Annotated in this window: 4 protein-coding genes; all 4 read right to left on the reverse strand. The window is 74.5% G+C overall.

Going from position 1 to position 26,049, the window contains the following annotated elements; translation table 11 throughout:
• Positions 1 to 2: 2 nt before the first annotated feature.
• From AB0B33_RS10785 to AB0B33_RS10800, 4 genes are read right to left on the reverse strand one after another with little or no spacing between them, the layout of a single operon-like run.
• Positions 3 to 3,995, reverse strand: a complete 3,993-nt coding sequence (locus AB0B33_RS10785) for an amino acid adenylation domain-containing protein (protein ID WP_360769479.1) — start codon at positions 3,993 to 3,995, stop codon at positions 3 to 5.
• Positions 3,992 to 24,031, reverse strand: a complete 20,040-nt coding sequence (locus tag AB0B33_RS10790) for a non-ribosomal peptide synthase/polyketide synthase (RefSeq protein WP_360769482.1) — start codon at positions 24,029 to 24,031, stop codon at positions 3,992 to 3,994. Before AB0B33_RS10790 ends, AB0B33_RS10785 begins: the two co-directional genes overlap by 4 nt.
• Before the next feature lie 17 nt (positions 24,032 to 24,048).
• Positions 24,049 to 24,255 carry an MbtH family protein gene (locus tag AB0B33_RS10795; protein WP_125315379.1) on the reverse strand — a complete coding sequence of 69 codons (207 nt, stop codon included), beginning with the start codon at positions 24,253 to 24,255 and terminating at the stop codon, positions 24,049 to 24,051.
• The gene (locus AB0B33_RS10800) at positions 24,252 to 25,571 is read right to left on the reverse strand and encodes an MFS transporter (RefSeq protein ID WP_360769485.1); all 1,320 of its coding nucleotides are present in this window, start codon (positions 25,569 to 25,571) and stop codon (positions 24,252 to 24,254) included. The genes AB0B33_RS10795 and AB0B33_RS10800 overlap by 4 nt, the downstream gene beginning before the upstream one ends.
• Positions 25,572 to 26,049 lie beyond the last annotated feature (478 nt).

Genomic DNA, 26,049 nt, shown 5'->3' on the forward strand with positions numbered 1-26,049 from the left:
CTTCACTCGTCGGCGGTCACGGCGAGCCCGGCCAGCACGGCCCGGGCCAGCTCCGCCACGTGCGGCGGTTCGACCATGTCCCAGTGGTGGCCCGGCACCGGTGTCACCGTGAGCTCGCCGCGCGTGCGGGCGCGCCAGCTCTCCGGCCGCACCTCCGGGCGGCCCTTCACCGGGTGGGTGCCGGTGGAGGTGATCAGGTGGATGCCGGTGTCGACGACGGCCCGGCAGCGGTAGGCCTCGACGGCGTCCTTGCCGGCCAGGTAGACCCGCGCCATCTGTTCGACGACCGCGTTGCCCGCGACCTCGGAGACCATCCCGCGGTCGCGGGCCTCGGCGAGCATTTCGTCGAGGGTGTCGGCGGCCCCCGGGGCCAGCTTCAGCACGGCCTCGCCGAACCAGGCCAGCGGGTCGCTGGTGTCGACCTCCGGCAGCGGGTTGCCGTAGTCGTCGACGCCGAGGACGGTCGCGTCGATGACGCACAGGTGCTCGACCGCCCGGCCCGCCGCCTCCAGCTGGGCGGCCATTTCGAAGGCGACCGAGCCGCCCTGGGACCAGCCCGCGAGCCGGATCGGGCGGTCCCCCGCGACCGGCAGGAGGTCGGCGACGAACGCGGCGGCCAGCTCCTCGATCGTGTGGACCGGGTCCTCGCCGGGGGCGAACCCGGGCGCCTGCAGGCCGAACACCGGCAGCGCCGGGTCCAGCTCGGCGACCAGCTGCAGGTACGGGAACGGGCTCCCGGCGGTCGGCGGCAGCAGGAACAGCGGGGCGACGCCCGCACGGCCCGGCGAGAGCGGCACGACCAGTCCCCCGGCGCTCTCCCCGGCGCGGATGAGGTCGGCCAGCGCCCGGACCGTCGGGGCGCGGAACACCTCGGCCAGGCCGACGGTCGCGCCCAGCTCGCCCTTGATCCGGTCGACCAGCACGACGGCCAGCAGCGAGTGCCCGCCGACGTCGAAGAAACCGTCGGTGACGCCGACGCGGCGGCCCAGCAGGTCCTCCCACAGCTTGGCGAGGGCCATCTCCAGCTCGTCGCGCGGCAGGACGCCGGACGTCGAAACCGGCGCGGCGTCCGGGGCGGGCAGCGCGACCCGGTCGATCTTGCCGTTGGACGTCAGCGGCAGCGTGTCCAAAGTGGTCAGTGTCGCCGGGACCATGTACTCCGGCAGCCGCTCGGACAGGTGCGCGCGCAGGGCGTCGGCGTCCACAGTGGACGGGGCGACGTACCCGGCGAGCGCGCCGTCGCGGACCACCGCCACCGCTTCGGTGACGCCCGGGCCGCCGACCAGCGCGGCTTCGATCTCGCCCAGCTCGATCCGGTAGCCGCGCACCTTGACCTGGTGGTCGGTGCGGCCGACGAACTCCAGGCGCCCGTCCGGCAGGTACCGGGCGAGGTCGCCGCTGCGGTAGAGGCGGCCGGGGCCGAACGGGTTGGCCACGTACTTCGCCGCGGTCAGGCCGGGGTTGCCGGCGAACCCGCGGGCGACGCCGGCGCCGCCCGCGTACAGCTCGCCGGTGACGCCGACCGGGACCGGCCGCAGGTGCTCGTCGAGGAGGTAGACCTCGGTGTTCCAGATCGGGCGCCCGACCGGGATCGGCGTGGTGACGCACTCGGCGGCGGGCAGCAGGTTGATCACGTTCGCCACGGACGTCTCGGTGTGGCCGTATTCGTTGGCCACCACGACGTCGGGGGCGTTGTCCCGCCAGAACTCCAGGGCTTCCGCGGTGAGCTGCTCGCCGCCGACGACCAGGTGCGCGGCCGCGGCGGCGGCCTCCGGCGCGAGACAGCGGCGCAGCGGTTCGAGGTGCGCCGGGGTGAGCTTGACGAAGCTGAACTTCCGGCCGCTCGAGAGGACGTCGGCGAGCCCGGCGACCGGGTGCTCGTCCTCCGGCACCAGCGTCACCGTCGTGCCGCACAGCAGCGGCAGGAACAGCCCGGTCACGGTCAGGTCGAAGGCGAGCGACGAGTGCACGGGGGCACCGTCGCCCTCGTCGGCGCGGTAGGCCTGGCGGCACCAGTCCAGGTAGTGCAGCACCCCGCGGTGGCTGATCTGGACGCCCTTGGGGCGCCCGGTCGACCCGGAGGTGTAGATGACGTAGGCCAGGTTCTCCGGGTCGACGACCGGGTCGGTCCACGGCACCGGGTCGTCGGCGACCGGCTCGTCGGCCAGGACGACGACGTCCCCGAGATCCCCGGTGCCCGCGCCGGCGTACCGGCGGGTGGTGACCAGGACCCGTGCACCGGCCTGGCGGAGCATGTACTCCTTGCGGTCCTGCGGGTAGGCCGGGTCGAGCGGGATGTAGTGGCCGCCGGTCTTGAGGATGGCCAGCAGCACCGGCAGCAGCAGCGGGCCGCGTTCGCAGAGCACGCCGACCGGGGTTTCGACGCCGACGCCGTGGGCGCGCAGCCGCTGGGCCAGCCGGGTGGCGCGGGCTTCCAGCTCGGAGTAGCTCAGCTCGGTCCGGCCACAGCGGACGGCGATCGCGTCCGGGGCGGACGCGGCCTGCGCGGCGATCCGGCCGTGCACGGTGCCACGCAGGTAGGGCTCGGCGGTGTCGTTCCACCTGCCCAGCAGCAGTTCGCGCTCGTCCGCGCCGAGGATGTCCACTTCGGACAGCCGGGCGCCGGGGCGGGCGGCGAGCCCGGTGAACAGCCGGACGAAGTGCTCGCCCATCCGGGCCATCCGGACCTCGTCGAACAACGCGGTCGCGTACTCCAGCACGCCTTCCACGGACCCGTCGGCCTGGCGGACGAAGGAGATCATCAGGTCGAACTTCGCCGTCGTCGAAGGCAGGTCGACCGGAGACACCCGCAGGTCGCCCAGCGAGGCTTCGCCTTCGGAAGCGTCGTAGACGGCGAACATGACCTGGACGACCGGGGTGTGCGCGAGGTCGCGCTCCGGCGCCAGTTCCTTGACCAGCCGCTCGAACGGCAGGTCTTCGTGCGCCTGGTCGGCCAGCCGCGCCACGCGGACGCGGTCGGCGAGGGCGGCGAAGTCCGGGTCGCCGGAGAGGTCGCCGCGGGCGACGACGGTGTTCACGAAGAACCCGACCATGTGTTCCAGCTCGGCCCGCCCGCGCCCGGCGACCGGGGTGCCGACGGCGATGTCTTCACGGCCGGTGTGCCGCCCGAGCACCACGTACGCGGCGGCGAGCAGCGTCATGAACGGCGTCGCGCCCGTGGTCTTTCCCTGGTTCAGCACCGCTTCGGCGGCGGCCGCGGGGATGGTGAAGCGGACGGAGGCGCCGTGGTGGTCGCGCTGGGCCGGGCGCGGGCGGTCGGCGGGCAGTTCCAGGGTCTCCAGGCCGGCGAGCCGCTCCTTCCAGTACGCGAGATCCGCCGCGTGGGCGTCGGTCCTGGACTGCTCCCAGGCCGCGAAGTCCGCATAGGACAGTTCGATCGGCGGCAGTTCCGCGCCGGTGTAGAGCTCGCGGAGGTCGGCCATCAGGATCGGCAGGGACCAGCCGTCACAGGCGATGTGGTGGACGTTCAAGGCGAGCACGTGCCGCTCCGGTGCCTCACGGACCAGCAGCGCCCGGAACACCGGGCCGGTGGCGAGGTCGAAGGGACGGCCGACGTACTCGGCGAGCACGGTGTCCAGGTCGCCTTCCACCACCGGCAGGTCGACCGGGGCCGGAGCCCCGATCACCTGGCGCGGCCGGTTGTTCTCCGCGGTGTACGTCGTGCGCAGGATCTCGTGCCGCGCCACCAGGGCGTCGAGGGACCGCCGGAGCGCGTCGACGTCGAGGGCGCCTTCGAGCCGCAGGAGCAGCGGCACGGCGTACTCGGCGCTGTCCGGGTCGAGCCGGTCGAGGAACCACAGGCGCTGCTGCCCGGCCGAGAGCGGCAGCGGGGCGCCGCGGTCGGCGCGGCCGAACGCCCGCGCCGGTGTGGCGGCCTGGCCGCGCAGCCGTTTCGCGAGCACCGCGGCCCGCAGCCGCGCGGCGCGCTCGGCGTCGGCCGGCTCGGCGGCGGGGCGGATGTCGAACGTGGTCATGCGCTGGCCTCCTCGGAGAGGGAGTCGAGGAGCTCCTGCTCGGACATGCCGGCGAGCTCGGCCTCGATCTCGGTGTGGACCACGGCGGCGAGCGCGGCGACCGTGGTGGTCTGGAACAGCACGGGCAGGGAGAGGTCCACCCCGAACGCGGCCTGCAGCCGCATCCGGACCTTGGCGGCGAGCACGGAATGCCCGCCGAGGGCGAAGAAGTCGTCGCCGAGCCCGACGCGGGGCACGCCGAGCACCTCGCTCCAGATGTCGGCGATCAGCTGCTCCTCGGGACTGCGGGGGGCGAGGTAGTCCGCCACTTCCTCGGCCGGTTCGGGCAGCGCCGCCCGGTCGAGCTTGCCGCTGGCGTTGACCGGCAGGGCGTCGAGCACGACGAACGCGCTCGGCACCAGGTGCTCCGGCAGCCGCTGCCCGAGGAACGCCCGCAGGTCCGCGGCCGTCACCTCGCCGGCGACGTAGGCGACCAGCCGTTTCTGGCCGGCCGGGTCCGGCTTGGCGAGCACGACCGCCGCGGTGAGCGCCGGGTGCGCCCGCAGCGCGGACTCGACTTCGCCGAGCTCGATGCGGAAGCCGCGGATCTTGACCTGGTCGTCGGTCCGGCCCAGGAACTCCAGCTCCCCGGCACGGGTCCGGCGGACGAGGTCGCCGGTGCGGTACATCCGCCCGCCCGCCGGGTTCGCCACGAACCGGCTCGCGGTCAGCCCCGGCCGCCCGAGGTAGCCGCGGGCGAGACCCGGGCTCGCCACGTACAGCTCACCCGCGACGCCCGGTGGGACCGGCTGGAGCCGGTCGTCCAGGACGTACGCGCTGGTGTACCGCAGCGCCCGGCCGATGGTGACCGGCGCGCCGGCCACCAGCGGTTCGGACACCGTCGAGACCACGGTGGCTTCGGTCGGGCCGTACATGTTGAGCATCCGGCGCCCGGGTGCCCACTGGGCGACCAGTTCGGGCGGGCAGACGTCGCCGCCGACCACGACCGTCCGGAAGTCCGGCAGGTCCGCGTCTTCCACGGTGGCCAGCGCAGCGGGCGGAATGAGCGCGTGCGTCACGCGGCCTTCGGCGAGGACGTCCCGCAGCTGGTCGCCCAGCAGCGGGCCGGGCGGGGTGACGACCAGGGCCGCGCCGGTCATCAGGGACGCGCACAGCTCGAGGATCGACGCGTCGAAGCTCGGGGACACGTACTGCAGCACCCGGTCGCCCGGGCCGACCTGGTAGGCGGCGATGGTGGTGGCCACCAGCGTGCCGAGGCCGGCGTGGCTGACGACGACCCCCTTCGGCCGTCCGGTCGAACCCGACGTGTAGATCACGTACGCCGCGTGCTCCGGGCGGACCGCCACGTCCAGCGGGCTTTCGTCCACTGTGGACATGCTGATGTCCTTCAGCACCACCACCGGGTTCGCGTCGTCGAGCATGTACCGGATGCGCTCGGCCGGGTAACCGGGGTCGATCGGGAGGAACGCGGCCCCGGTCTTGACCACCGCGAGCTGCGCGACGACCAGGTCGGCCGAGCGCGGCAGCAGCAGCGCGACCACCGTTTCCGGGCCGGCCCCGCGTTCGCGCAGGGCGTGCGCCAGCCGGTTGGCCGCGCGGTCCAGTTCGCCGTAGGTCAGCGAACCGGGGCCGGCCACGACGGCCGGGGCGTCCGGGTTCCGCCGCACCTGGGCCTCGACGAGCCCGGCGAAGGTGCCGCCCGGCGCGTCGGCTTCGGTGGCGGTGACTTCGGCCGCGTCGAGCATCGGGACGCGGTCGACCGGTCGCGCCGGGTCTGCCGCGAACCCGGCCAGCAGCCGCAGGTACCGGTCGGCGAACGCGGCGACCGTGTCCTCGTCGAACAACGCGACCGGGTACTCCAGCACCCCGCCCACTTCGCCGGAGGCCTGCTCGCGCAGGACCATGGCGAGGTCGAACTTGGCCGCGCCGGTCTCGACGCCGAGCGGCTCGCAGTCCAGCCCGGCGAGCTCCCAGCCGCCCGCGGACACCGTCTGCAGCGCGAACATCAGCTGCACCAACGGGTTCCGGCTCGGGTCGCGGTCGGGCCGCAGCTCGGCCACCACCCGGTCGATCGGGACTTCCTGGTGGCTGAAGGAGTTCAGCGCCGTCTCGCGGACCCGGCCCAGCAGCTCGGTGAAGCCGGGCGAGCCGGTCAGGTCCGCGCGCAGGGCGAGGGTGTTGACGAACTGGCCGATCAGCCGCTCGGTGTCGGGGTGGTCGCGGCCGGCGACCGGGCTGCCGATCGCGAACTCCCGCAGCCCGGTGTGCCGCGAGACGAGCACCTGGAACCCGGCCAGCAGCGTCATGAACAGGCTCGCCCGTGCTTCCGCACCGACCTCGCCGAGCCGGGCGGCCAGCTCCGCGGGCACGGTGAACTCGTACCGCGCGCCCCGCGGGTCGCGCACCGGCGGCCGCGGACGGTCCGCCGGCAGCTGCACGACCTGCGGCACGCCGGCGAGCTGGGCCCGCCAGAACTCGACGTCCGCTTCGGTCGGCTGGGACCAGGCGGCGACGTCGGCGTACTGCACCGGCAGCGGCGGCAGCTCGGCACCCGCGTAGAGGTCACGCAGCTCCTCGGCGAGGATGCCTTCGGACCAGCCGTCGAGCACGATGTGGTGCGCCGACAGGAGCAGGACGTGGTCGTCCTCGGCCAGCCGCCCGAGCGCGGCGGCGAACACCGGCCCGGTGGTGAGGTCGATGCCCCGCACCGCGAGGAACGGCTCGACCGCGTCGATCGCGGTGACCGGCAGCGGGACGGGCCCGGCCGGGTCGACGACCTGCCGGGGCTCGCCGTCGATCTCGACGAACCGGGTGCGCAGGACCTCGTGCCGTTCCACCAGCTTCGTCAGGGCCGCGGCGAGGGCGTCGACGTCGAGCGGGCCGCGGAGCCGGACCGCGTTGGGCACCAGGTATTCCGCGCTCGAGGGCGCCATCCGGTCGGCCAGCCACATGCCGGTCTGCACCCCGGCCAGCGGCGCCGGGCCGCCCGCCCGCTTCGGGATCGCCTCGAACTCGCGCCTGGTGGCGCGGGCGACGGCAGCGGCGAGTTCCGCGACCGTGGGCGAGTCGAAGATCAGCCGGATCGGGATGTCCGCCGAGAGCCGCTTGCGCAGCTCGGCGACCACCCGCACGCCCAGCAGGGAGTGCCCGCCCAGGTCGAAGAAGTTGTCGTCGGCGCCGACCCGCTCGACCCCGAGCACGGTCCCCAGCACCCCGGCGACCAGCTCCGCGACCGGACCCTCCGGGGCGCGGTACTCGGCGCCGGCCGCGGCCGGGGCGGGCAGTGCCTTGCGGTCGATCTTGCCGCTCGTGGTGGTCGGGAACTCGGGCAGCACGCTCAGCGCCGTCGGCACGAGGTACACCGGCAGCCGTTCGCGCAGCTGCTCGCGGATCCCGGCCTCGGTGAGCGTCACGCCGGCCTGCGGGGTGACGTACCCGGCGAGGCGCTTGTCCCCCGGCGTCGGCTGCCACACCGTGACGGCCGCTTCGCGCACGCCGGGCAGCTCCAGGAGGACCTGCTCGACTTCGCCGGGCTCGACGCGGATGCCGCGGATCTTGACCTGCGAGTCCTGGCGGCCGAGGAAGGTCAGCGCACCGTCGGGGGTGCGCAGGCCGCGGTCGCCGGTGCGGTAGAGCCGCTCCCCGGGTTCGAACGGGCTGGCGAGGAACGCCGACGCCGTCTTGACCGGGTCGCCGAGGTAGCCGCGGGCCAGGCCGGCACCGCCGATGAACAGGTCGCCGGGGACGCCGACCGGGACCGGCCGCAGGTACTCGTCGAGGACGTGGATCTGGTTGTTGGCGATCGGCGACCCGACGCTCACCGAGCCCGCGCCGTCGAGGTCGGCGCGGAGGCATTCGCGCATGGTCGAGTCGATCGAGACCTCGGTGGCGCCCCACTGGTTGTGCAGGGTCGCGGTCTCGCCCAAGCGGTCGAAGAACAGCTTGAGCAGCTCCGGCTGGAGCGCCTCGCCGCTGGTGATGACGTTGCGCAGCGGCTTGAGCGCGGCCCGGTCGGCCGGGGTCAGCTGCTCCAGGAACAGCGTCAGCATGCTCGGCACGAACTGCAGGTTGACCACCCGGTGCTTGACCGCTCCGGCCAGGATCGCGGCCGGGTCGCGGTGCAGCCCCGGCGGGATCAGCGCGACCCGGCCGCCGACGACGAGCGGCCACAGGCATTCCACGGCGGCGTCGTCGAACACCAGCGTCGTCTTCTGCAGGACGCCTTCGCCCGGCTGGAGCCGGTAGGTGTCCTGGTGCCAGCGCAGCCGGTTGACCCAGCCGCGGTGGGTGCTGGCGACGCCCTTCGGCTTCCCGGTGGAACCCGAGGTGTAGTAGATCGACACCAGGTTGTCCGGGTGGGTGGTGTCCGGCCGCGGTTCGGCCGATCCGTCCAAATCGGACACTTCGAGGAAGACGACGTCGGTGCTGTCGGGAGCCGGCGCGCCTGCGTTGACCAGGCAGACCGGGGAATGCGCGTCGCCGAGGATGCCGAGCACCCGCGGTTCGGGCGCGTCGGTCTCGATCGGGACGAACGCGCCGCCGGCCTTGAGGATCGCGACCAGGCCGACGATCAGGTCGATCGAGCGGTCCATCCGCAGCCCGACCGGGACGTCCGGGCCGACGCCGTGCTCGGCCAGCCGCGCGGCGAGCACGCCCGCCCGGCGTTCGAGTTCGGCGTAGCCGATGTGCTCGTCCAGGTATTCGACGGCCACCGCGTCCGGGGTCTTCCGCGCCTGCTCGCTGATCAGGTGGTGCAGGCAGGCGGACTCGTCGTAGGCGACGGCGGTGTCGTTGACGCCGTGGACGAGGTGGTCCCGCTCGGCCTCGCCCAGCAGGTCCAGCTCGCCGACCGGGGTGCCGGGAGCGTCGGCGATCCGGCCCAGCAGCGTGGTGAAGTGGCCGGCCAGCCGCTCGATCGTGGTGGCGTCGAACAGCGCGGTCGGGTACTCGAAGATGCCGGTCAGGGCGCCGTCGGCGTCCTGGGCGAGCGCGAGTTCGAGGTCGAACTTGCTGACCCGGGTGTCGACGGCGAGCTTCTCGACCGCCAAGCCCGGCAGCGCCCAGCCCGCCTCCTCGGTGTTCTGCAGGGCGAAGACGATCTGCACCAGCGGGGTGCGGGTGAGGTCGCGTTGCGGGCGCAGCAGCTCGACGATCCGGTCGAACGGGACGTCGTCGTGGTCGAACGCGGCCAGGGTGCTGGTCCGGACGCGGGTCAGCAGCTCGGTGAACGCCGGGTCGCCGGTCAGGTCCGCGCGCAGCGGCACGGTGTTGACGAAGTGCCCGATGAGCGGCTCGGTCTGCGGGTGGCTCCGGCCGGACACCGGGGTGCCGATCGCGAAGTCCCGCAGGCCCGTGTACCGGCTGATCAGGACCTCGAAGGCGGCGAGCACGGTCATGAACAGGCTCGCACCGTGCCCGGCGCCCAGGTTCTTCAGGCGGCCGACGACTTCGGCCGGGACGTGCACCGGGGTCTTGGCGCCGTCGATGGCCCGGGTGAGCGGCCGCGGCCGGTCGGCGGGCAGCTCGGCGACGTGCGGCATGCCGTCGAGCGCCTGCCGCCAGAAGGCGAGCCCGGCTTCGTCGGACGCGTTCGCCTGCCACGCGGCGACGTCGCCGAACTGCACCGGCAAGGCCGCGGGCGTCATCCCGGCGTAGTGGTCGCGCAGTTCGGCGGCCAGGACGCCCATGGACCAGCCGTCGGCGACGATGTGGTGCAGCAGCAGCACCAGGACGTGGTCGCGGTCGGCCACGCGGCCCAGCGCGGCCCGGAAGACGGGCCCGTGCTCGAGGTCGAGCGGGGTGTCCACCTGCGCCCGCACGAACGCCTCGACGTCGGTCACCTCGACGACGGGGAGCGGCACCGGGCGCACCGGGTCCACCACCTGCACGGGCTCGCCGCCGGTCTCCACGAACCGGCTGCGCAGCACCTCGTGCCGCGCCACCACCGCCGACAGCGCGCCGGCCAGCACGCCGGTGTCGAGGACGCCCTCGATGCGCAACGCCAGCGGGACCAGGTACTCCGCCGAGCCCGGGGCGAGCCGGTCGGCGAACCAGAGTCCGCGCTGCACGGGCGAAAGCGGCGTCCGCGCGCCGTGCTCGCGCACCGGGATCGGCTCGAAGTCCACAGTGGACGCGTCCGGCACCAGCCGGGCCAGCGCCGCGATCGTGGGCGCCTCGAACAGCGCCCGCACGCCCAGCCGGACACCGAACTCGGTGCGCATCCGGCCGGTCACCTTGGCCGCCAGCAGCGAATGCCCGCCGAGGGCGAAGAAGTTGTCCGCCACCCCCGGTTCCGGCACGCCGAGGACGTCCGCCCAGATCGCGGCGAGCGCGGTCTCCACGGCGGTGCGCGGGGCGACGTGCCCGGCGACGACCCGCTGCGGCGCCGGCAGCGCGGCGCGGTCCAGCTTGCCGTTGGCGGTGCGCGGCAGCTCGGCCAGCGGCACGATCACCGACGGCACCAGGTACTCCGGCAGCCGGGCCGCCGCGAATCCGGCGACCGCCGCCGGGTCGGCGGTGCCCACGACGTAGGCGACCAGCAGCCCGTCCCGGACCACGACCGCCGCCTGCGTGACGCCGTCGTGCGCGGCCAGTACTGCCTGCACTTCGCCGGGCTCGACGCGGAAGCCGCGGATCTTGACCTGGTCGTCCGCGCGGCCGGCGTACTCCAGCACGCCGCCGGCGTTCCACCGGGCGAGGTCGCCGGTGCGGTACATCCGCTCCCCCGCCCGGAACGGCGACGCCACGAACCGCTCGGCCGTCGCGCCGGGCTGCCCGAGGTAGCCGTGGGCCGTGCCGACGCCGGCGAGGTACAGCTCGCCGACGACCCCGGCGGGCACCGGCCGCAGCCGGGCGTCGAGGACGTAGGCGTGCTTGCCGGTCAGCGGCCGCCCGATCGGGACCGGGCCGTCGACCGCGGTGACGGCGTGGAAGGTGCTGAAGCCCATGGTCTCGGCCGGGCCGTAACCGTTGACCACCGCGACGTGCGGGTACTCCCGCAGCACCTTCGCCAGGTGCGCGGGCGACGCCGCCTCGCCGCCGGTCAGCGCGCGGCGGACCGTGGCGAACACCGCCGGGTGCTCGTCGAGCAAGTGGTTGAACAGGCTCGCCGAGACATCCAGGACGGTGACGCCGTGCGCCAGGACCAGGTCCTCGATCAGCGCCGGTTCGGGGCGCTGACCCGGCTGGAGCACGACCGTGCCACCGGCCAGGAGCGGGCCGAGCAGCTGCGTGCCGAACGCGTCCCACGACACCGGCGCGCACTGCAGCCAGACGTCGTCCGGGCCGAACCCGGCGTAGTCCTGGCCGGTCAGCGTGCCCACGACCGCGCGGTGCGGGGCCGCGACCGCCTTGGGGACGCCGGTCGAGCCGGAGGTGAACATGACGACGGCGAGGTCGTCCGGGCGGCCCGGCAGGCCGAGGACACCGCCGTCGCGCACGGCGATCGCGGCCGCGTCTTCGACGACGTCGATCCGCTGCCACGGCAGGTGACGGCCGTCGGTGAGGACGACCGCGGCCGACGTCCGCCGCAGGGCGCCGAGGAGGCGTTCCGCGGGGAAGTCCGTGTCCAGCACGGTGTAGGCGGCGCCCGCCTTGAGCACGGCGAGCAGCGCGACGGCCAGCCGCGGTGAACGTCCGATGTGGACACCCACCAGGTCCCCGGGCCGGACGCCTTCGGCGATCAGGTGCCGGGCGAGCCGGTTGGCTTCGGTGTCGAGCTGCCGGTAGGTCAGCGGCGAGCCTTCGAAGACCAGCGCGGTCGCGTCCGGTGCCCAGGCCGCCTGCCGCTCGAAGAGCTCGTGCAGCCGCATGCCGGGCGCGGTCACCTCCGTCGTGCCCTGGGCCAGCAGCGCGGCGCGCTCGTCGCCCAGCAGGTCCAGCTCGGTCACCGGGACGTCCGGCGTCGTGACGGCGGCGGTCAGGAACCGGGCGAACCGGGTGGCGATCGCCGTCGCCGTGGCCGCGTCGAACAGGTCGGCCGCGTACTCCAGCTGCCCGGTCAGCCCGGCCGGGCTGCCGTCGGCGGCGTGGTTCTCCTCGATGCCCGCGGTGAGGTCGAACTTGGCGACGTCCCGGCGGACCGCGACGCCTTCGGTGGCCAGCCCCGGCAGGCTCAGCCGCGCGGTGGCGTTGTTCTGCAGCACCAGCATCACCTGGAACAGCGGGTGCCGGGCGGCCGACCGCGCCGGGTTCAGCTCTTCGACGACCCGCTCGAACGGGACGTCGGCGTGCGCCAGCGCGGCCAGCCCGGCGTCGCGGACGCGGGCCAGGAGCTGCCGGAACGTCGGCTGCCCGGACACGTCGGTGCGCAGGACGAGCGTGTTGACGAAGAAGCCCGCGAGGTCGTCCAGCGCGGTGTCGCCGCGGCCGGCGACCGCGGTGCCGAGCGGGACGTCGTCGCCCGCGCCGAGCCGCGAGAGCAGCGCGGCGAACCCGGCCTGCAGGGCCATGAACAGCGTCGCGCCGCCGCGGCGGGCCAGCTCGGCCAGTCCTGCGTGGACGTCGGCGCCGAGCGCGAACTCCACCGAGCCGCCGCGGTGGCTCGCCACCGCCGGGCGGACCCGGTCGGCGGGCAGGGCCAGCTCTTCCGGCGCCCCGGCGAGGGCGTCCCGCCAGAAGGCGAGCTGGCCGCCGACCTCGTCGTCGTCGAGGACTTCCCGCTGCCACAGCGTGTAGTCCGCGTACTGCACCGGCAGCGGCGCCCAGCCCGGAGTGGCACCGTCGAGGCGGGCCGCGTAGGCGGTGGCGAGGTCGTTCCACAGCGGCGTGGCCGACCAGCCGTCGGAGGCGATGTGGTGCAGCACCAGCAGCAGCACGTGGTCGTCGGCGGCCACCCGGACCAGGTGCGCCCGGATCGGCAGCTCGGTGCGCAGGTCGAAGACGTGCGCGGCGGCCGCCGCGAGTACGCCGGCCAGTTCGTCCTCAGTGGACTCGACGACCGACCAGGGCACCTCGAAGCCGGCCAGGATCTCCTGCCAGGGCTCGCCTTCGTGCGACGGGAACACCGTCCGCAGCGACTCGTGCCGTTCGACGACGTCGGCCAAGGCCGCGCGCAGGGCGGGCACGTCGAGGGAGCCGCGCAGGCGCAGGGCGCGCGGGACGTCGTAGCCCGCGTTGGCTTCCTCGGCCTGGTCGACGAACCACAGCCGCTGCTGCGCGAACGAGAGCGGGAGCCGCTCGGGCCGCTCGCGCCGCGTCACCGGCGGCCGCGCCGGAGCGGCGTCCCCGAGGACCTCGGCCAGCCCCGCGACCGCCGGGGTGCGGAACAGGTCGCGGATGCCCAGCTCGACGCCGAGCACCGCGCGGACGCGGCCGATCAGCCGGGCGGCCAGCAGCGAATGCCCGCCCAGGTCGAAGAACCCGTCGTCGAGGCCGACCTCCGGCAGGCCGAGCACCTCGGCGAACAGTCCGCAGAGGACGTTCTCGGTGACGGTCCGCGGCCGGCGCCGGGAGGCGGCGGCGAAGTCGGGGGCGGGCAGCGCGCGGCGGTCGAGCTTGCCGTTCGCCGTCCGCGGCAGCTCGTCCAGCGCCACGATCGCCGAGGGCACCAGGTAGTCCGGCAGCCGCCCGGCCAGGTACGCCCGCAGCGCGGCCGGTTCGGCGGTGCCCACGACGTAGCCGATCAGGCGGCCGTCGCGGACGACGACCGCGGCCTGCTCGACACCGTCGTGGCGGGCCAGCACCGCGCGGACCTCACCCGGTTCGACGCGGAAGCCGCGGACCTTGACCTGGTCGTCGGCGCGGCCGACGTACTCGAGGACGCCGTCGGCGCGCCACCGGACGAGGTCGCCGGTGCGGTACACCCGCTCCCCCGGGACGAACGGGTTCGCGACGAACCGCTCGGCCGTCGCGGCGGGCAGGCCGCGGTAGCCGTCGGCCAGGCCGTGGCCGCCGAGGTACAGCTCACCCGTGACCCCGGGCGCGGCCGGGGCCAGGTGCGCGTCGAGGACGTACGCGCGTTTGCTCGCGACCGGGCGGCCGATCGGGATCGCCGTGCCGCCGAGGTCGGCGGCGGTGATCGGGTGGAACGTCGTGTAGCCCATGCTCTCGGCCGGGCCGTAGCCGTTGATCAGCTTGACGTCCGGGTACTCGCGCAGCGCCTTGGTCACGTGCTCGACCGAGGCCGGCTCGCCGCCGGTCATCGCCCGGCGCAGCACGGTGAAGACCTGCGGTTCGGAGTCCAGGAGGTAGTTGAACAGGCTCGCCGAGGCGTGCAGCACGGTGACGCCGTGCTCGGCGACCAGCGCGGCGATCCGCTCCGGCTCCGGGTTCTGGCCCGGCTGCAGGACCGTGCGGCCGCCGTGGAGCAGCGCGCCGAACAGCTGGAGCGCGAAGCCGTCCCACGACACCGGCGCACACTGCAGCCAGACCTGCTCGGCGTCGAAGGTGGCGTAGCCCTGGCCCATCGTGGCGACGACCCCGCGGTGCGAAGTCGCGACACCCTTGGGGACGCCGGTCGAGCCGGAGGTGAACATGACGCACGCCAGGTCGGCCGGGGTCAGCTCGACGCCCGGGTTCGCCGTGTCCGGGTGGCTCGGCAGGGACCTGAGCACCCGCTCGACGCCCGCCTGCGCGGTGACCGCGGCCAGCCGCTCGGCCGGGTAGCTCGGGTCCAGCAGGGTGTAGGCGGCACCGGACTTGAGCACGCCGAGGACCGCGATCGCGAAGTCGAGGCCGCGTTCGATCAGAACTCCGACGACCTCGCCGCGGCGGACGCCGTCGTCGAGGAGGTAGTGGGCGACCTGGTTGGCGCGGGCGTTCAGCTCGCCGTAGGTCAGCGACTCGCCCTCGAACAGGATCGCGACGGCGGCGGGGTCCTGCCGCTCGACGATCGTGTGCAGGCAGTCCACGGGCGCGGCGCTCACCTGCACGGCGTTGCCCGCGGCCGCCACGAGGTCGCGCTCGGCGGTGGTCAGCACCTCGAACGCGGCCACCGGCGTCGAAGGCGCGTCGGCGATCTGCTCCAGCAGCCGGACGAACGCGCTCGCCAGCCGCTCGGCGGTGGCGGCGTCGAACAGCGCGGTCGCGTATTCGAAGGCACCGGTGATCCCGCCGGCGCCGGGGTGTTCCTCCAGGGCGGCGGTGAGGTCGAACTTGGCGACCGCGCGGGCCACCTCGTACGGCTCGCACTCCACTCCGGGCAGCACCGGCGCCGGGGTGTCCTGCTGCAGCACCAGCATCACCTGGAACAGCGGGTGCCGGGCGGCCGAGCGGGCTGGGTTCAGCTCTTCGACCAGCCGCTCGAAGGGGACGTCGTCGTGCTCGAACGCGCTCAGGTCGGCTTCGCGGACGCGGTCCACCAGCTCGGTGAACGTCGGCGCGCCGCCGAGATCCGTCCGCAGGACCACGGTGTTGACGAAGAAGCCGACGAGGTCGTCGAGGATCGGGTCGGGCCGGCCGGCGACCGGGGTGCCGATCGGGATGTCGTCCCCGGCGCCGAAGCGCGCCAGCAAGGTGGCGAGTGCGGCCTGCAGCACCATGAACAGGGTCGCGCGCTGCCCGGCTGCCAGCTCCAGCAGCCGGGCGTGCAGTCCGGCCGGGATCGTGATGACCGCGGACCCGCCGGTGTGGTCGGCGGTCGCGGGCCGGACGCGGTCGTAGGGCAGCGCCAGTTCCTCGGGCAGCCCGGCGAGCGCGCCTGCCCAGTAGGCGAGGTCGGTGTCGAGTTCCCGTTGCCACAGCGTGTAGTCCGCGTACTGCACCGGCAGCGGAGTCCACTCCGGAGCGTCGCCGCCGAGCCGGGCCGCGTACGCCTCGGCGAGGTCGCGGAGCAGGACCGGGATCGACCAGCCGTCGCCGGCGATGTGGTGGGTCAGCACGAGCAGGACGTGCTCGTCCCCTTCGCTGAACAGCCACGACCGCACCGGCGGCGCGGCGGCCAGGTCGAACGGCGTGCGCGCGGCTTCGGCGACCGAGCCGGTCGCGACCTCGAACGGCACCTCGAAGGAGTCCAGGATCACCTGGTACGGCCCGGACTCGTCCTCGGCGTAGTACGTGCGCAGGGCTTCGTGGCGACCGGCCACATCGGACAGTGCCGCCGCCAGCGCGGCGGTGTCGACGGCGCCGCGCAGCCGCAGGGCGATCGGCATGTGGTACGCGGTGTCCGCGGAGTCCATCCGCGCCAGGAACCACAGGCGTTCCTGGCCGGGCGCCAGCGGGAGGCGGTCCGGCCGCTCGCGCCGCGTCACGGCCGGGCGGGCCGCGACGGCGTCGCCGAGGCTTTCGGACAGGCCGGCCACGGTCGGGTTCGCGAACAGCGCCCGCACGGTGACGTCGAGGCCGAGCACGGCGCGGATCCGCCCGGCGAGCCGGGTGGCGAGCAGCGAATGCCCGCCCAGGTCGAAGAAGCCGTCGTCGATCCCGACCTCGGGTACGCCGAGGACCTCGCCGAACAGCTCGCACAGGGCGTGTTCCCGCGCGGTCCTCGGGAGCCGGCCGACGCCGGTCTCGATGGCGGGCGCGGGCAGCGCCTTGCGGTCGAGCTTGCCGTTCGGCGTCCGGGGCAGCTCGTCGAGCGCCACGATCGCCGAGGGCACCATGTACCCCGGCAGCGCGGCGGCGAGGTGCCGGCGCAGCTCCTCGGCCTCGACCGGCGACGCGGGCACGACGTAGGCGACCAGGCGCTTGTCGCCGGGCCGGTCCTCGCGGACGACGACCGCGCGCAGCGCGACCGCCGGGTGGGTGGCCAGCACGGCCTCGATCTCGCCGAGCTCGATGCGGAACCCGCGGATCTTGACCTGGTGGTCGACGCGGCCGAGGAACCGGAGTTCGCCGTCGCGGCGGCGGGCGACCAGGTCACCGGTGCGGTACATCCGCTCGCCGGCGCCGAAGGGGCTCGCGACGAACCGGTCGGCGGTCAGATCGGGCCGCCCGAGGTAGCCGCGCACGACGCCGTCGCCGGCGAGGTACAGCTCGCCCGGGACGCCCGGCGGCACCGGCCGCAGCGCGCGGTCCAGCACGTGCACCTGCGTGTTGGCGATCGGCGTGCCGATGGTCGGCGCCCCTTCGCCGACGCGGGCGGTGGTCGACCAGATCGTCGTCTCGGTCGGGCCGTACATGTTGGTCACCGACGCGGCCCGGGCCCGCAGCGCGACCGCGAGGTCGTCGGGCAGGGCTTCGCCGCCCACCAGGACGTGCACGCCGGAGAGGTCGACGGGCTCGGCCAGCAGCGCGTGGAAGAGGCTCGGCGTCGCCTGCAGGAGGGTGGCGTCTTCGGCGAGGGCGGCCAGCGCGCGGGTGTCGCGCACGTCGTCGCGGCTCGCGAGGACGACGGTCGCCCCGGCCAGCAGCGGCGCGAAGATCTCCAGGCCGGCGATGTCGAAGCCGACCGTGGTGACGGCCAGCAGCCGGTCCCCGGCCGCGATGCCGAACCGGTCCACCATGTCCAGGAGGAAGTTCAGCAGCGGGCGGCGCGGGACGACGACGCCCTTGGGGCGGCCGGTCGAACCGGACGTGAAGATCACGTACGCGGGACTGTCCGGCGACGCGGTGTGCGCCGGGTTCTCGGCCGGTCCGGCGAAGACGAGTTCGTCGCGGGTGACGACCAGGGCCGGGTCGGCGTCCTCCAGCATCATCGCGATCCGGTCGGCCGGGTAGTCCAGGTCGAGCGCGAGGTAGCCGGCGCCGGTCTTGAGCACCGCGAGCATCGCGACGACCAAGTGCTCGTCGCGCGGCAGGGCGAGGGCGACGTACCGTTCCGGCCCGGCGCCGCGCCCGGCCAGGTGGCGAGCGAGCTGGTTGGCGCGGGCGTTCAGCTCGGCGTAGGTCAGCGTCGTCGCGCCGAACTCCAGCGCGGGCGCGTCCGGGGTGCGCGCGGCCCGGGCTTCGAACAGCTCGATGACCGAGGTGTCCGGGACCGGGACCGCCGTGCCGGCGTTGGCCGCGTCGATCGCGGCGGCTTCCGCGGGCGCCAGCAGGTCCACTGTGGACAGCGGCGCCGCGGGGTCTTCGACGGCCGCGGTCAGCAGCCGGACGAACCGGTCGGCGAGGTCGGCCGCGGTGCCCGGCTCGAGGAGGTCGGTCGCGTACTCCAGGTAGCCGCCGATCCCGGCCGGGCTCCCGTCGGCGCCGGCGTTCTCCTCCAGGTTCAGCGTCAGGTCGAACTTCGCGGTCTCCGTGGCGAGCGGGACGTCCGCCGCGGTCAGGCCGGGCAGGGCCAGGTTGGCCGCGACGTTGTTCTGCAGCGCCAGCATAACCTGGAACAGCGGGTGCCGCGCGGTCGAGCGGGCCGGGTTGAGCCGTTCGACGATCCGCTCGAACGGGACGTCGGCGTGGTCGAACGCGGTCAGGGCGCGCTCGCGGACGCGGTGCACGAGCTCGGTGAAGCTCGGGTCGCCGCCGAGGTCGGTCCGCAGCACGAGGGTGTGGACGAAGAAGCCGACGAGGTCGTCGAGCGCGGCGTCCGGGCGGCCCGCCGACGGCGTGCCGATCGCGATGTCGTCGCCCGCACCGAGGCGGGAGAGCAGCGCGGCGAAACCGGCTTGCAGCACCATGAACAGCGTCGCGTGCTCGCCGCGGGCCAGCTCCAGGAGCCGGGCGTGCAGGTCGGCGTCGAGGGTCACCGGCAGGGTGGCGCCCCGGTGCGTCGCGACCGGCGGGCGGGGGTGGTCGAAGGGCAGGTTGATCTCATCCGGTAGCCCGGCGAGCGTCTCGGCCCAGTGCTCCAGCGAGTCGCCGGTGGCTTCCTGCTGCCACAACGCGTAGTCCGCGTACTGCACCGGCAGCGGCGTCCACTTCGGACTGTCACCCGCGACGCGGGCGGCGTAGGCGGTGGAAAGGTCACGCAGGAGCGGGGCGAACGACCAGCCGTCGCTCGCGATGTGGTGGGTGACGAGCACCAGGACGTGGTCGTCACCGTCGGGCAGCAGTGCCGCGCGGATCGGGAGGTCGGCGGCGAGGTCGAACTCGCGCGCGGCGAACTCGGCGACGTCCACCGGGCCTTCGGTCCACGGCAGCGCGGTGAGCGGCCGGATCTCCTGGCGGGGCACGCCGTCGGTGTCGGGGAACACCGTGCGCAGGGCCTCGTGCCGCTCGACGACGTCGGCGAACGCCCGGCGCAGCGCGGCGACGTCGAGCGGGCCGGTCAGCCGCAGCGCGCGAGGGACGTGGTAGGTCGCGCCGGCCTGGTCGAGCTGCTCGACGAACCACAGGCTGCGCTGGTTCGACGACAGCGGCAGGACCTCCGGCCGCGGCCGGGCCACGACGGCCGGGCGGGCCTCCCGCGCGCTGTCGAGCACGGCCGCGAGGGCGGCGACGGTCGGCGCGCGGAAGACGTCCGCCACCCCGATCCGGGCGCCGAGCACCGCACCGATCCGCGCCACCAGCCGGGCCGCGAGCAGGGAATGCCCGCCGAGGGCGAAGAACCCGTCGTCGACGCCGGCCGTTTCGACGCCGAGCACGTCGGCGAAGAGCCCGCAAAGGACCTCTTCGCGCGGGGTGCGGGGCGCCCGGGACGTGCTCGTGCGCTCCGGTGCGGGCAGCGCGCGGTGGTCGAGCTTGCCGTTCGCCGTCAAGGGAAGCGCGTCGAGGAGCACGAACGCCGAGGGCACCAGGTGTTCGGGCAGCCGCTCCGCGAGGTGGGCGCGGAAGTCGGCCGGCTCGCCCACGACGTAGGCGACCAGGAGCTTCTGCCCCGGCCGGTCTTCGCGGACGACGACGGCGGACTCGGTGACGGCGGGGTGGGTACCCAGCGCGGTCCGGATCTCGCCCGGCTCGACGCGGAACCCGCGGATCTTGACCTGGTCGTCGGCGCGCCCGACGTACGCCAGGACACCGTCGGCGCGGCGGCGCACCAGGTCACCGGTGCGGTACATCCGCTCCCCCGGCGCGAACGGGTTCGCGACGAACCGGACGGCGGTGAGGTCCGGGCGGCCCGCGTACCCGTCGGCGATCCCGCCGCCGGCGGCGTACAGCTCGCCGACGACGCCGGGCGCGACCGGGCGCAGCCGCTCGTCCAGCACGTACGCGCGCTTGCCGTTGAGCGGCACGCCGATCGGGATCGGCGCGCCGGTGAGGTCGGCGCTGGTGACGCGGTGGGAGCTGACGAAGATCATGTTCTCGACCGGGCCGTAGCCATTGGTGAAGGCCACGGCCGGGAAGGTCTCGACGGCCCGCGTGAGGTGCGCGACCGACGCCGCTTCCCCGCCGGTGTGGACCTCGCGGACGTGCGCGAACACGCCCGGGTACTCGTCGAGGAGGAAGTTGAGCAGGCTGGCGGAGGCGAACATCGTGCTGACGCCGTGGCGCGCGACCAGCTCGGCGATCAGCGCGGGCTCGGGCTTCGGGCCCGGCTGCAGCACGCAGGCGGCGCCGGTGAGCAGGGCGCCGAACAGCTCGAACGCGAAGGCGTCCCAGGAGACCGGCGCGGTCTGCAGCCAGACGTCGCCGCCGTAGCCCTGGCCGAGGATCGTGGTGGTGACGGCTTCGTGCGAGGCGACGACGCCCTTCGGCGTGCCGGTGGACCCGGAGGTGAACATGACGCAGGCGGGCCCGGCCGGGGACACCACGCGGGCCGGCGCGGCCTTCGTCGGCGTCAGGAAGGACAGGTCGTCGAGCACGAAGGGCGCGTCGACCTGCTCGGCGAGCAGCTGCCGGCGCTCGGCGGGGAACGACGGGTCCAGGAGCGTGTAGCCGCAGCCGGCCTTGAGCACGCCGAGGATGGCGGCGACCAGGTCCGGGCCGCGGTCGAGGCAGATCGCGACGATCCGCCCGGCCGGGACGCCGGCGAGCAGCGCGGCGACGCCGTTGGCGCGGGCGTCCAGCTCGGCGTAGCTGACCGACCGGTCCTCGAACAGCAGCGCGGTCGCGTCCGGCGTGCGGCGGGCGTGGCCCTCGATGACCTCGTGCACGGTGACGGCGGGGACCGCGGGTGCGCGCAGCCCGCCCGCCGTGGCCTGGGCGTGCTCGGTGGCGTCGAGGAGGCCGAGCTCGCCGATCCGGGCGTCGGGGTTCTCCGCGACGGCGGTCAGGACGCGCAGCAGGCGCCCGGCCAGCGCGGCGGCGGTCTCGCGGTCGAACAGGTCGCTCGCGTACTCGAGGAGGCCGGTCAGCTCGCCGTCGCGTTCCTCGAAGATCGCGGCCAGGTCGAACTTCGCGTACCCGGTGTCGACGCGTTCGCCGGTGGCGCGCACCCCGTCGAGGGTCAGCTCGGCCGCGAGGTTGTTCTGCAGCACCAGCAGGACCTGGAACAGCGGGTGGCGCCCGAGCGAGCGGGCCGGGTTCAGCTCCTCGACCACCCGCTCGAAAGGCACCTCGGAGTGCTCGAACGCGGCCAGGCACGTCTCGCGGGCCCGGTCGAGCAGCTCGCGGAACGTCGGGTCGCCGCCGGTGCCGGTGCGCAGCACGACCGTGTTGACGAAGAACCCGACGAGGTCGTCGAGGGCGGCGTCGGTGCGGCCGGCGACCGGCGAGCCGACGGGGACGTCGTCACCCGCGCCGAGCCGGGTGAGCAGCGCGGCGAACGCGGCCTGCAGCACCATGAACAGGGTCGCGCCTTCGGCCGTCGCGAGGGCCGCCAGCTTGCGGTGGACTTCGGCGGGGACGTCCATCGGGACGACGCCGCCGCGGTGGCTCGCGACCGCCGGGCGGGGGCGGTCGGCGGGCAGCGGCAGTTCCTCGGGAGCGCCGGCCAGTGCGTCACGCCAGTAGGCGAGGTCGCGCTCTACGGGCAGATCGCGTTGCCACAGCGTGTAGTCCGCGTACTGCACCGGCAGCGGCGTCCACTGTGGAGCGGTTCCGGCCATGCGGGCCGCGTAGGCCTCGCCGACCTGGCGCAGCAGCGGGGCCATCGACCAGCCGTCGCACGCGATGTGGTGCACGACCAGCAGCAGCACGGCGGCGTCGCCGGGCAGGGTGAACAGCGTGGCGCGGATCGGGAGTTCGCGGGCGAGGTCGAACCCGGCCTCGGTCGCGGCGGTCAGGTCGCGGTTCAGCGTGTCCTCTGTGGACGTTTTGAGGGCCCACGGGACGTCCCCGCCGGGCAGGATGTGCTGCACCGGCTCGTCGCCGTCGCGGGTGAAGACCGTGCGGAGGGCTTCGTGGCGGGCGACGACGTCGCCGACGGCCAGCCGCAGGACGCCGGCGTCGATCGGGCCGGTCAGCCGGACGGCCTGCGGCACGTGGTAGCCGGCGTTCCGGGTGCCGGCCTGGTCGAGGAACCACAGCCGCCGCTGGGCGAACGAGAGCGGCATCGGCTCGGGACGCTGTCGCGGGGTCAGCGGCACGCGGGCCGGGGCGGCGCCTTCGAGGAGCTCGGCCAGGCCCGCCGGGGTCGGCGCGCGGAAGACGTCGCCGATCGCGGCTTCGAGGCCGAGGGTGGCGCGGATGCCGGAGACGAGCTTCGCGGCGAGGAGGGAGTGGCCGCCGAGGGCGAGGAAGCCGTCGTCGATGCCCACGCCGTCGATGCCGAGGACGTCGGAGAACAGCGTGCAGAGCGCGGCTTCCCGCGGGGTGCGCGGGGCGCGGCCGGTGCGGGCGGCGGCCCAGTCGGGGGCGGGCAGGGCCTTGCGGTCGAGCTTGCCGCTCGGGGTCAGCGGGAGCTCGCCGAGCACGACGAACGCGGCCGGGACCATGTACTCCGGCAGGTGCTCCGCGAGGGCGGCACGCAGGGCGTCGAGGTCCGGGGTGCCGTCCGGCACGAGGTAGCCGACCAGGCGCTGGTCACCCTCGCGGTCTTCGCGGGCCAGCACGCAGGAGCCGCCGACGCCGGGCTGGCGGTCGAGGACGGCCTCGATCTCGCCGAGTTCGACGCGCAGGCCGCGGATCTTGACCTGGTGGTCGGTGCGGCCGAGGTAGTGCAGCGCACCGGTTTCGTCCCGGCGGGCCAGGTCGCCGGTGCGGTACATCCGCTCCCCCGGCAGATGAGGGCTGGCCACGAACCGCTCGGACGTCAGGCCGGGACGGCCGTGGTAGCCGCGGGCCAGCTGGATGCCGGCGAGGTACAGCTCGCCCGGCTCCCCGGGCGCTACCGGCCGCAGCCGCGCGTCGAGGACGTACGTGCGGGTGTTCCACACCGGACGTCCGATGGGGACGGTGCTGTTCTCCGGACGGCAGGCCCAATACGTGACGTCGACCGAGGCTTCGGTGGGGCCGTAGAGGTTGTGCAGCTCGACGCCGGGCAGCGTCGCGAAGAACCGGGCCTGCAGTTCGACCGGCAGTGCTTCCCCGCTGCAGAGCACGCGGCGCAGGCCGGTGCAGGTCGCGGCGGCGGGGTCGAGCAGGAACGCCTGCAGCATCGACGGGACGAAGTGGACGGTCGTGATCCGCTCGGCGCGGATCAGCCCGGCCAGGTAGGCGGGGTCGCGGTGACCGCCGGGGCGCGCGAGGACGAGCGTGGCGCCGGTCAGCAGCGGCCAGAAGAACTCCCAGACGGAGACGTCGAAGCTGGACGGCGTCTTCTGCAGCACGCGGTCTTCGGCGGTGAGCCCGTACTCGGCCTGGGTCCAGGCGAGCCGGTTGACGATGCCTTCGTGCGGCACCAGCACGCCCTTGGGGCGCCCGGTCGAGCCGGAGGTGTAGATGGCGTACGCGAGGTCCTTTGTGGACACCTCCGGCTCGGCCGCCGGGCGGGCACTGAGGTCGACGGCGTCGAGGAGGATGGTCTCGGCGGCGAAGAGGTGCCGGTGGTGGGTCTGGGTGAGGACGACCGGCGCGGCGCTGTCGGCGACCATGTACGCGAGGCGGTCGGCCGGGTAGTCCGGGTCGAGCGGGACGTAGGCGCCACCGGCCTTGAGCACCCCCAGCAGGGCGATCACCAGCTCAAGGGAACGGTCGGCGCAGACGCCGGTGAGGACGCCGGGGCCCACGCCCCGCTCGACCAGGAGATTCGCGAGCCGGGCGGCTCGGTCGTGCAGTTCTCGGTAGGTCAGGGTCTCGCCTTCGAACACCAGCGCCGTCGCGTCCGGGGTGCGAGCCGCCTGCTCGGCGAGGAGCCGGGTGAGCGTGCGGCCCGCCTCCGGGACGTCGGTGGTGGTGTCGTTCCAGGCCGCCAGCAGCTGCCGGGCGTCGTCGTTCACGGTGATCAGCTCCAGTTCGTTCACTGCCGGCGGGGGAAGGGTCAGCGCATCGCGGCGACGAGGCTCGCCGGGCGCAGGTCGGTCCAGTTCTTCTCGACGTACTCGAGGCAGGCGGCGCGGGTGTCCTCGCCGTGCACGGTCCGCCAGCCGGCCGGGACGTCCACTGTGGACGGCCACAGCGAGTGCTGGTTCTCGGCGTTGACCAGGACCAGGAAGGTGCCGTTCTCGTCTTCGAAGGGGTTGCTCATGATTTCTTCTCCTCTGTGAGTGCGGCCCGGCCGAGTGCCGGGGTGGCGACGAGCAGGGCGAGCGCGACGAGCGCGACCGCGGCGTGGGCGAACATGGTGAGCGGGACGCCGAGCGCCTCGACCATGACGCCGATCAGCAGGTTCCCGACCGGCGTGGCGGCCAGGGTGAACAGCGCGAGGATCGACATCACGCGCCCGCGCATCTCCTTCGTCGACCACCGCTGGGCGAGGCTCACGAGCACGAGTGCGGTGAGGCCGGCGACCAGGCCGAGCGCGAAGAAGGCGGCGATGCCGACGGCGAGGTTCCCCGTGGCCAGCAAGGCGAGACAGCCGGCCTGCGCGGCGAGCCCGAAGGTGGCCAGCCGCCCGGCCTTCTCCCGCGGCGGCCACTTGACCGAGACGACGAAGGCGAGCGACGCCCCGAGCGTCATGGCGGTGAGCAGCCAGCCGGCGCCCCGGTTCCCGCCCAGCAGGACGAGCCCGAGGTTGATCGGCCCGGCACCGCTGAGTTCGAGCAGCCCGGTGACGATCATGGCGGCCCGCAGCGCCGGCCGCTTCGCGACGTAACGGCAGCCTTCGCCGACGTCCTTGGCCAGCTGCCGGACCTTGACGCGCTCCCGGGGTTCGGCCTTGGCGAGGGTCTTGGTGTTCCCGGCGGCGACGGCGGAGACGAGGAAGCTGACCCCGTTGACCGCAGCGACGACGACGAGCCCCCCGAGCCCGGCGAGCCACGACCCGAGCGCCCCACCGGCCGCCTGCCCCCCACGCACGGCGGCGAGGTAGACGGCGTTGCCGCGCACGAGGTGCTCGGGCGGGAGCAGGTTCGGCCGCAGCGCGTCGGAGGCCGGGATGAAGAAGGCACTGGCGACGGCCATGACGACGATCAGCCCGGCGAGGAGCGGCAGGGACGGCCCGGCGAGCAGCACGGCGGCAGCCCCGCCGAGCATGGCCCCGGCCCGGATGAGATCGGTGCCGATCAGCACCCGCCGCGGCCCGGTCCGATCGGCGACGGCGCCGCCGACCAGGAGGGTGAGGACTTTGGGGAGCGAACCGAGCGCGAGCACGAGCCCGGCGAGCGCGGGCCCGGCGGTGCCCACGAGGGTGACGGAGAGGGCGATCAGCCAGACGGCGTCGCCGAAGGAGGAGAGCCCCATGGCGAAGACGAGCCCGAGGAAGGGAGCGGGCAGCGCCCGCGCCTTCGGGGCGCCGCCGCCTTCGGATGTGGTGGTGCCGCCGCCCGCGGTGGAGCCGCCGTCCGCGGTGGAGTCGCCATCCGCGGTGGAGTCGCCGTCCGCGGCGGACGACGGCTCGATCACGGAACCACCACTCGCAGCGGGCGGCTCGGTCACGGAACCACCGACCGCAGCGGCGACGGTGGAAGCAACCTCCGCAGCGGGCGAGGCAGTGCCCACACCGGCAGCCGCAGCCACCGGCCCGCCCGCCGCAACGTCCGGCACGGCCGCAGCCGCAGCCGCGCGCAGCTCAGCTGCTGCGATGCGCGGCCCGGGTGCCGCGATGCGCGGCTCTGCTACCACGGTGCGCGGCTCGGCCGCCGCGATGCGCGGCTCTGCTACCACGGTGCGCGGCTCGGCCGCCGCGATGCGCGGCTCGGCCGCCGCGGTACGCGGCCCGGCTGCCGCGGTACGTGGCCCGGCTGCCGCGGTGCGCGGCTCGTCCACGGCGGTCACCACGCACCCCCCGCTGCCGCCGCCGTCGCCCGGGGTCGTGAGTGGGAAACAGGGGAGCCACCACGATTAAAACAAACAACCACACCCCCCCCACGGGTCCCGGCGC

The organism is Amycolatopsis sp. NPDC049159 (genome assembly GCF_040648295.1).
Classification (GTDB): Bacteria; Actinomycetota; Actinomycetes; order Mycobacteriales; family Pseudonocardiaceae; genus Amycolatopsis; species Amycolatopsis pretoriensis_A.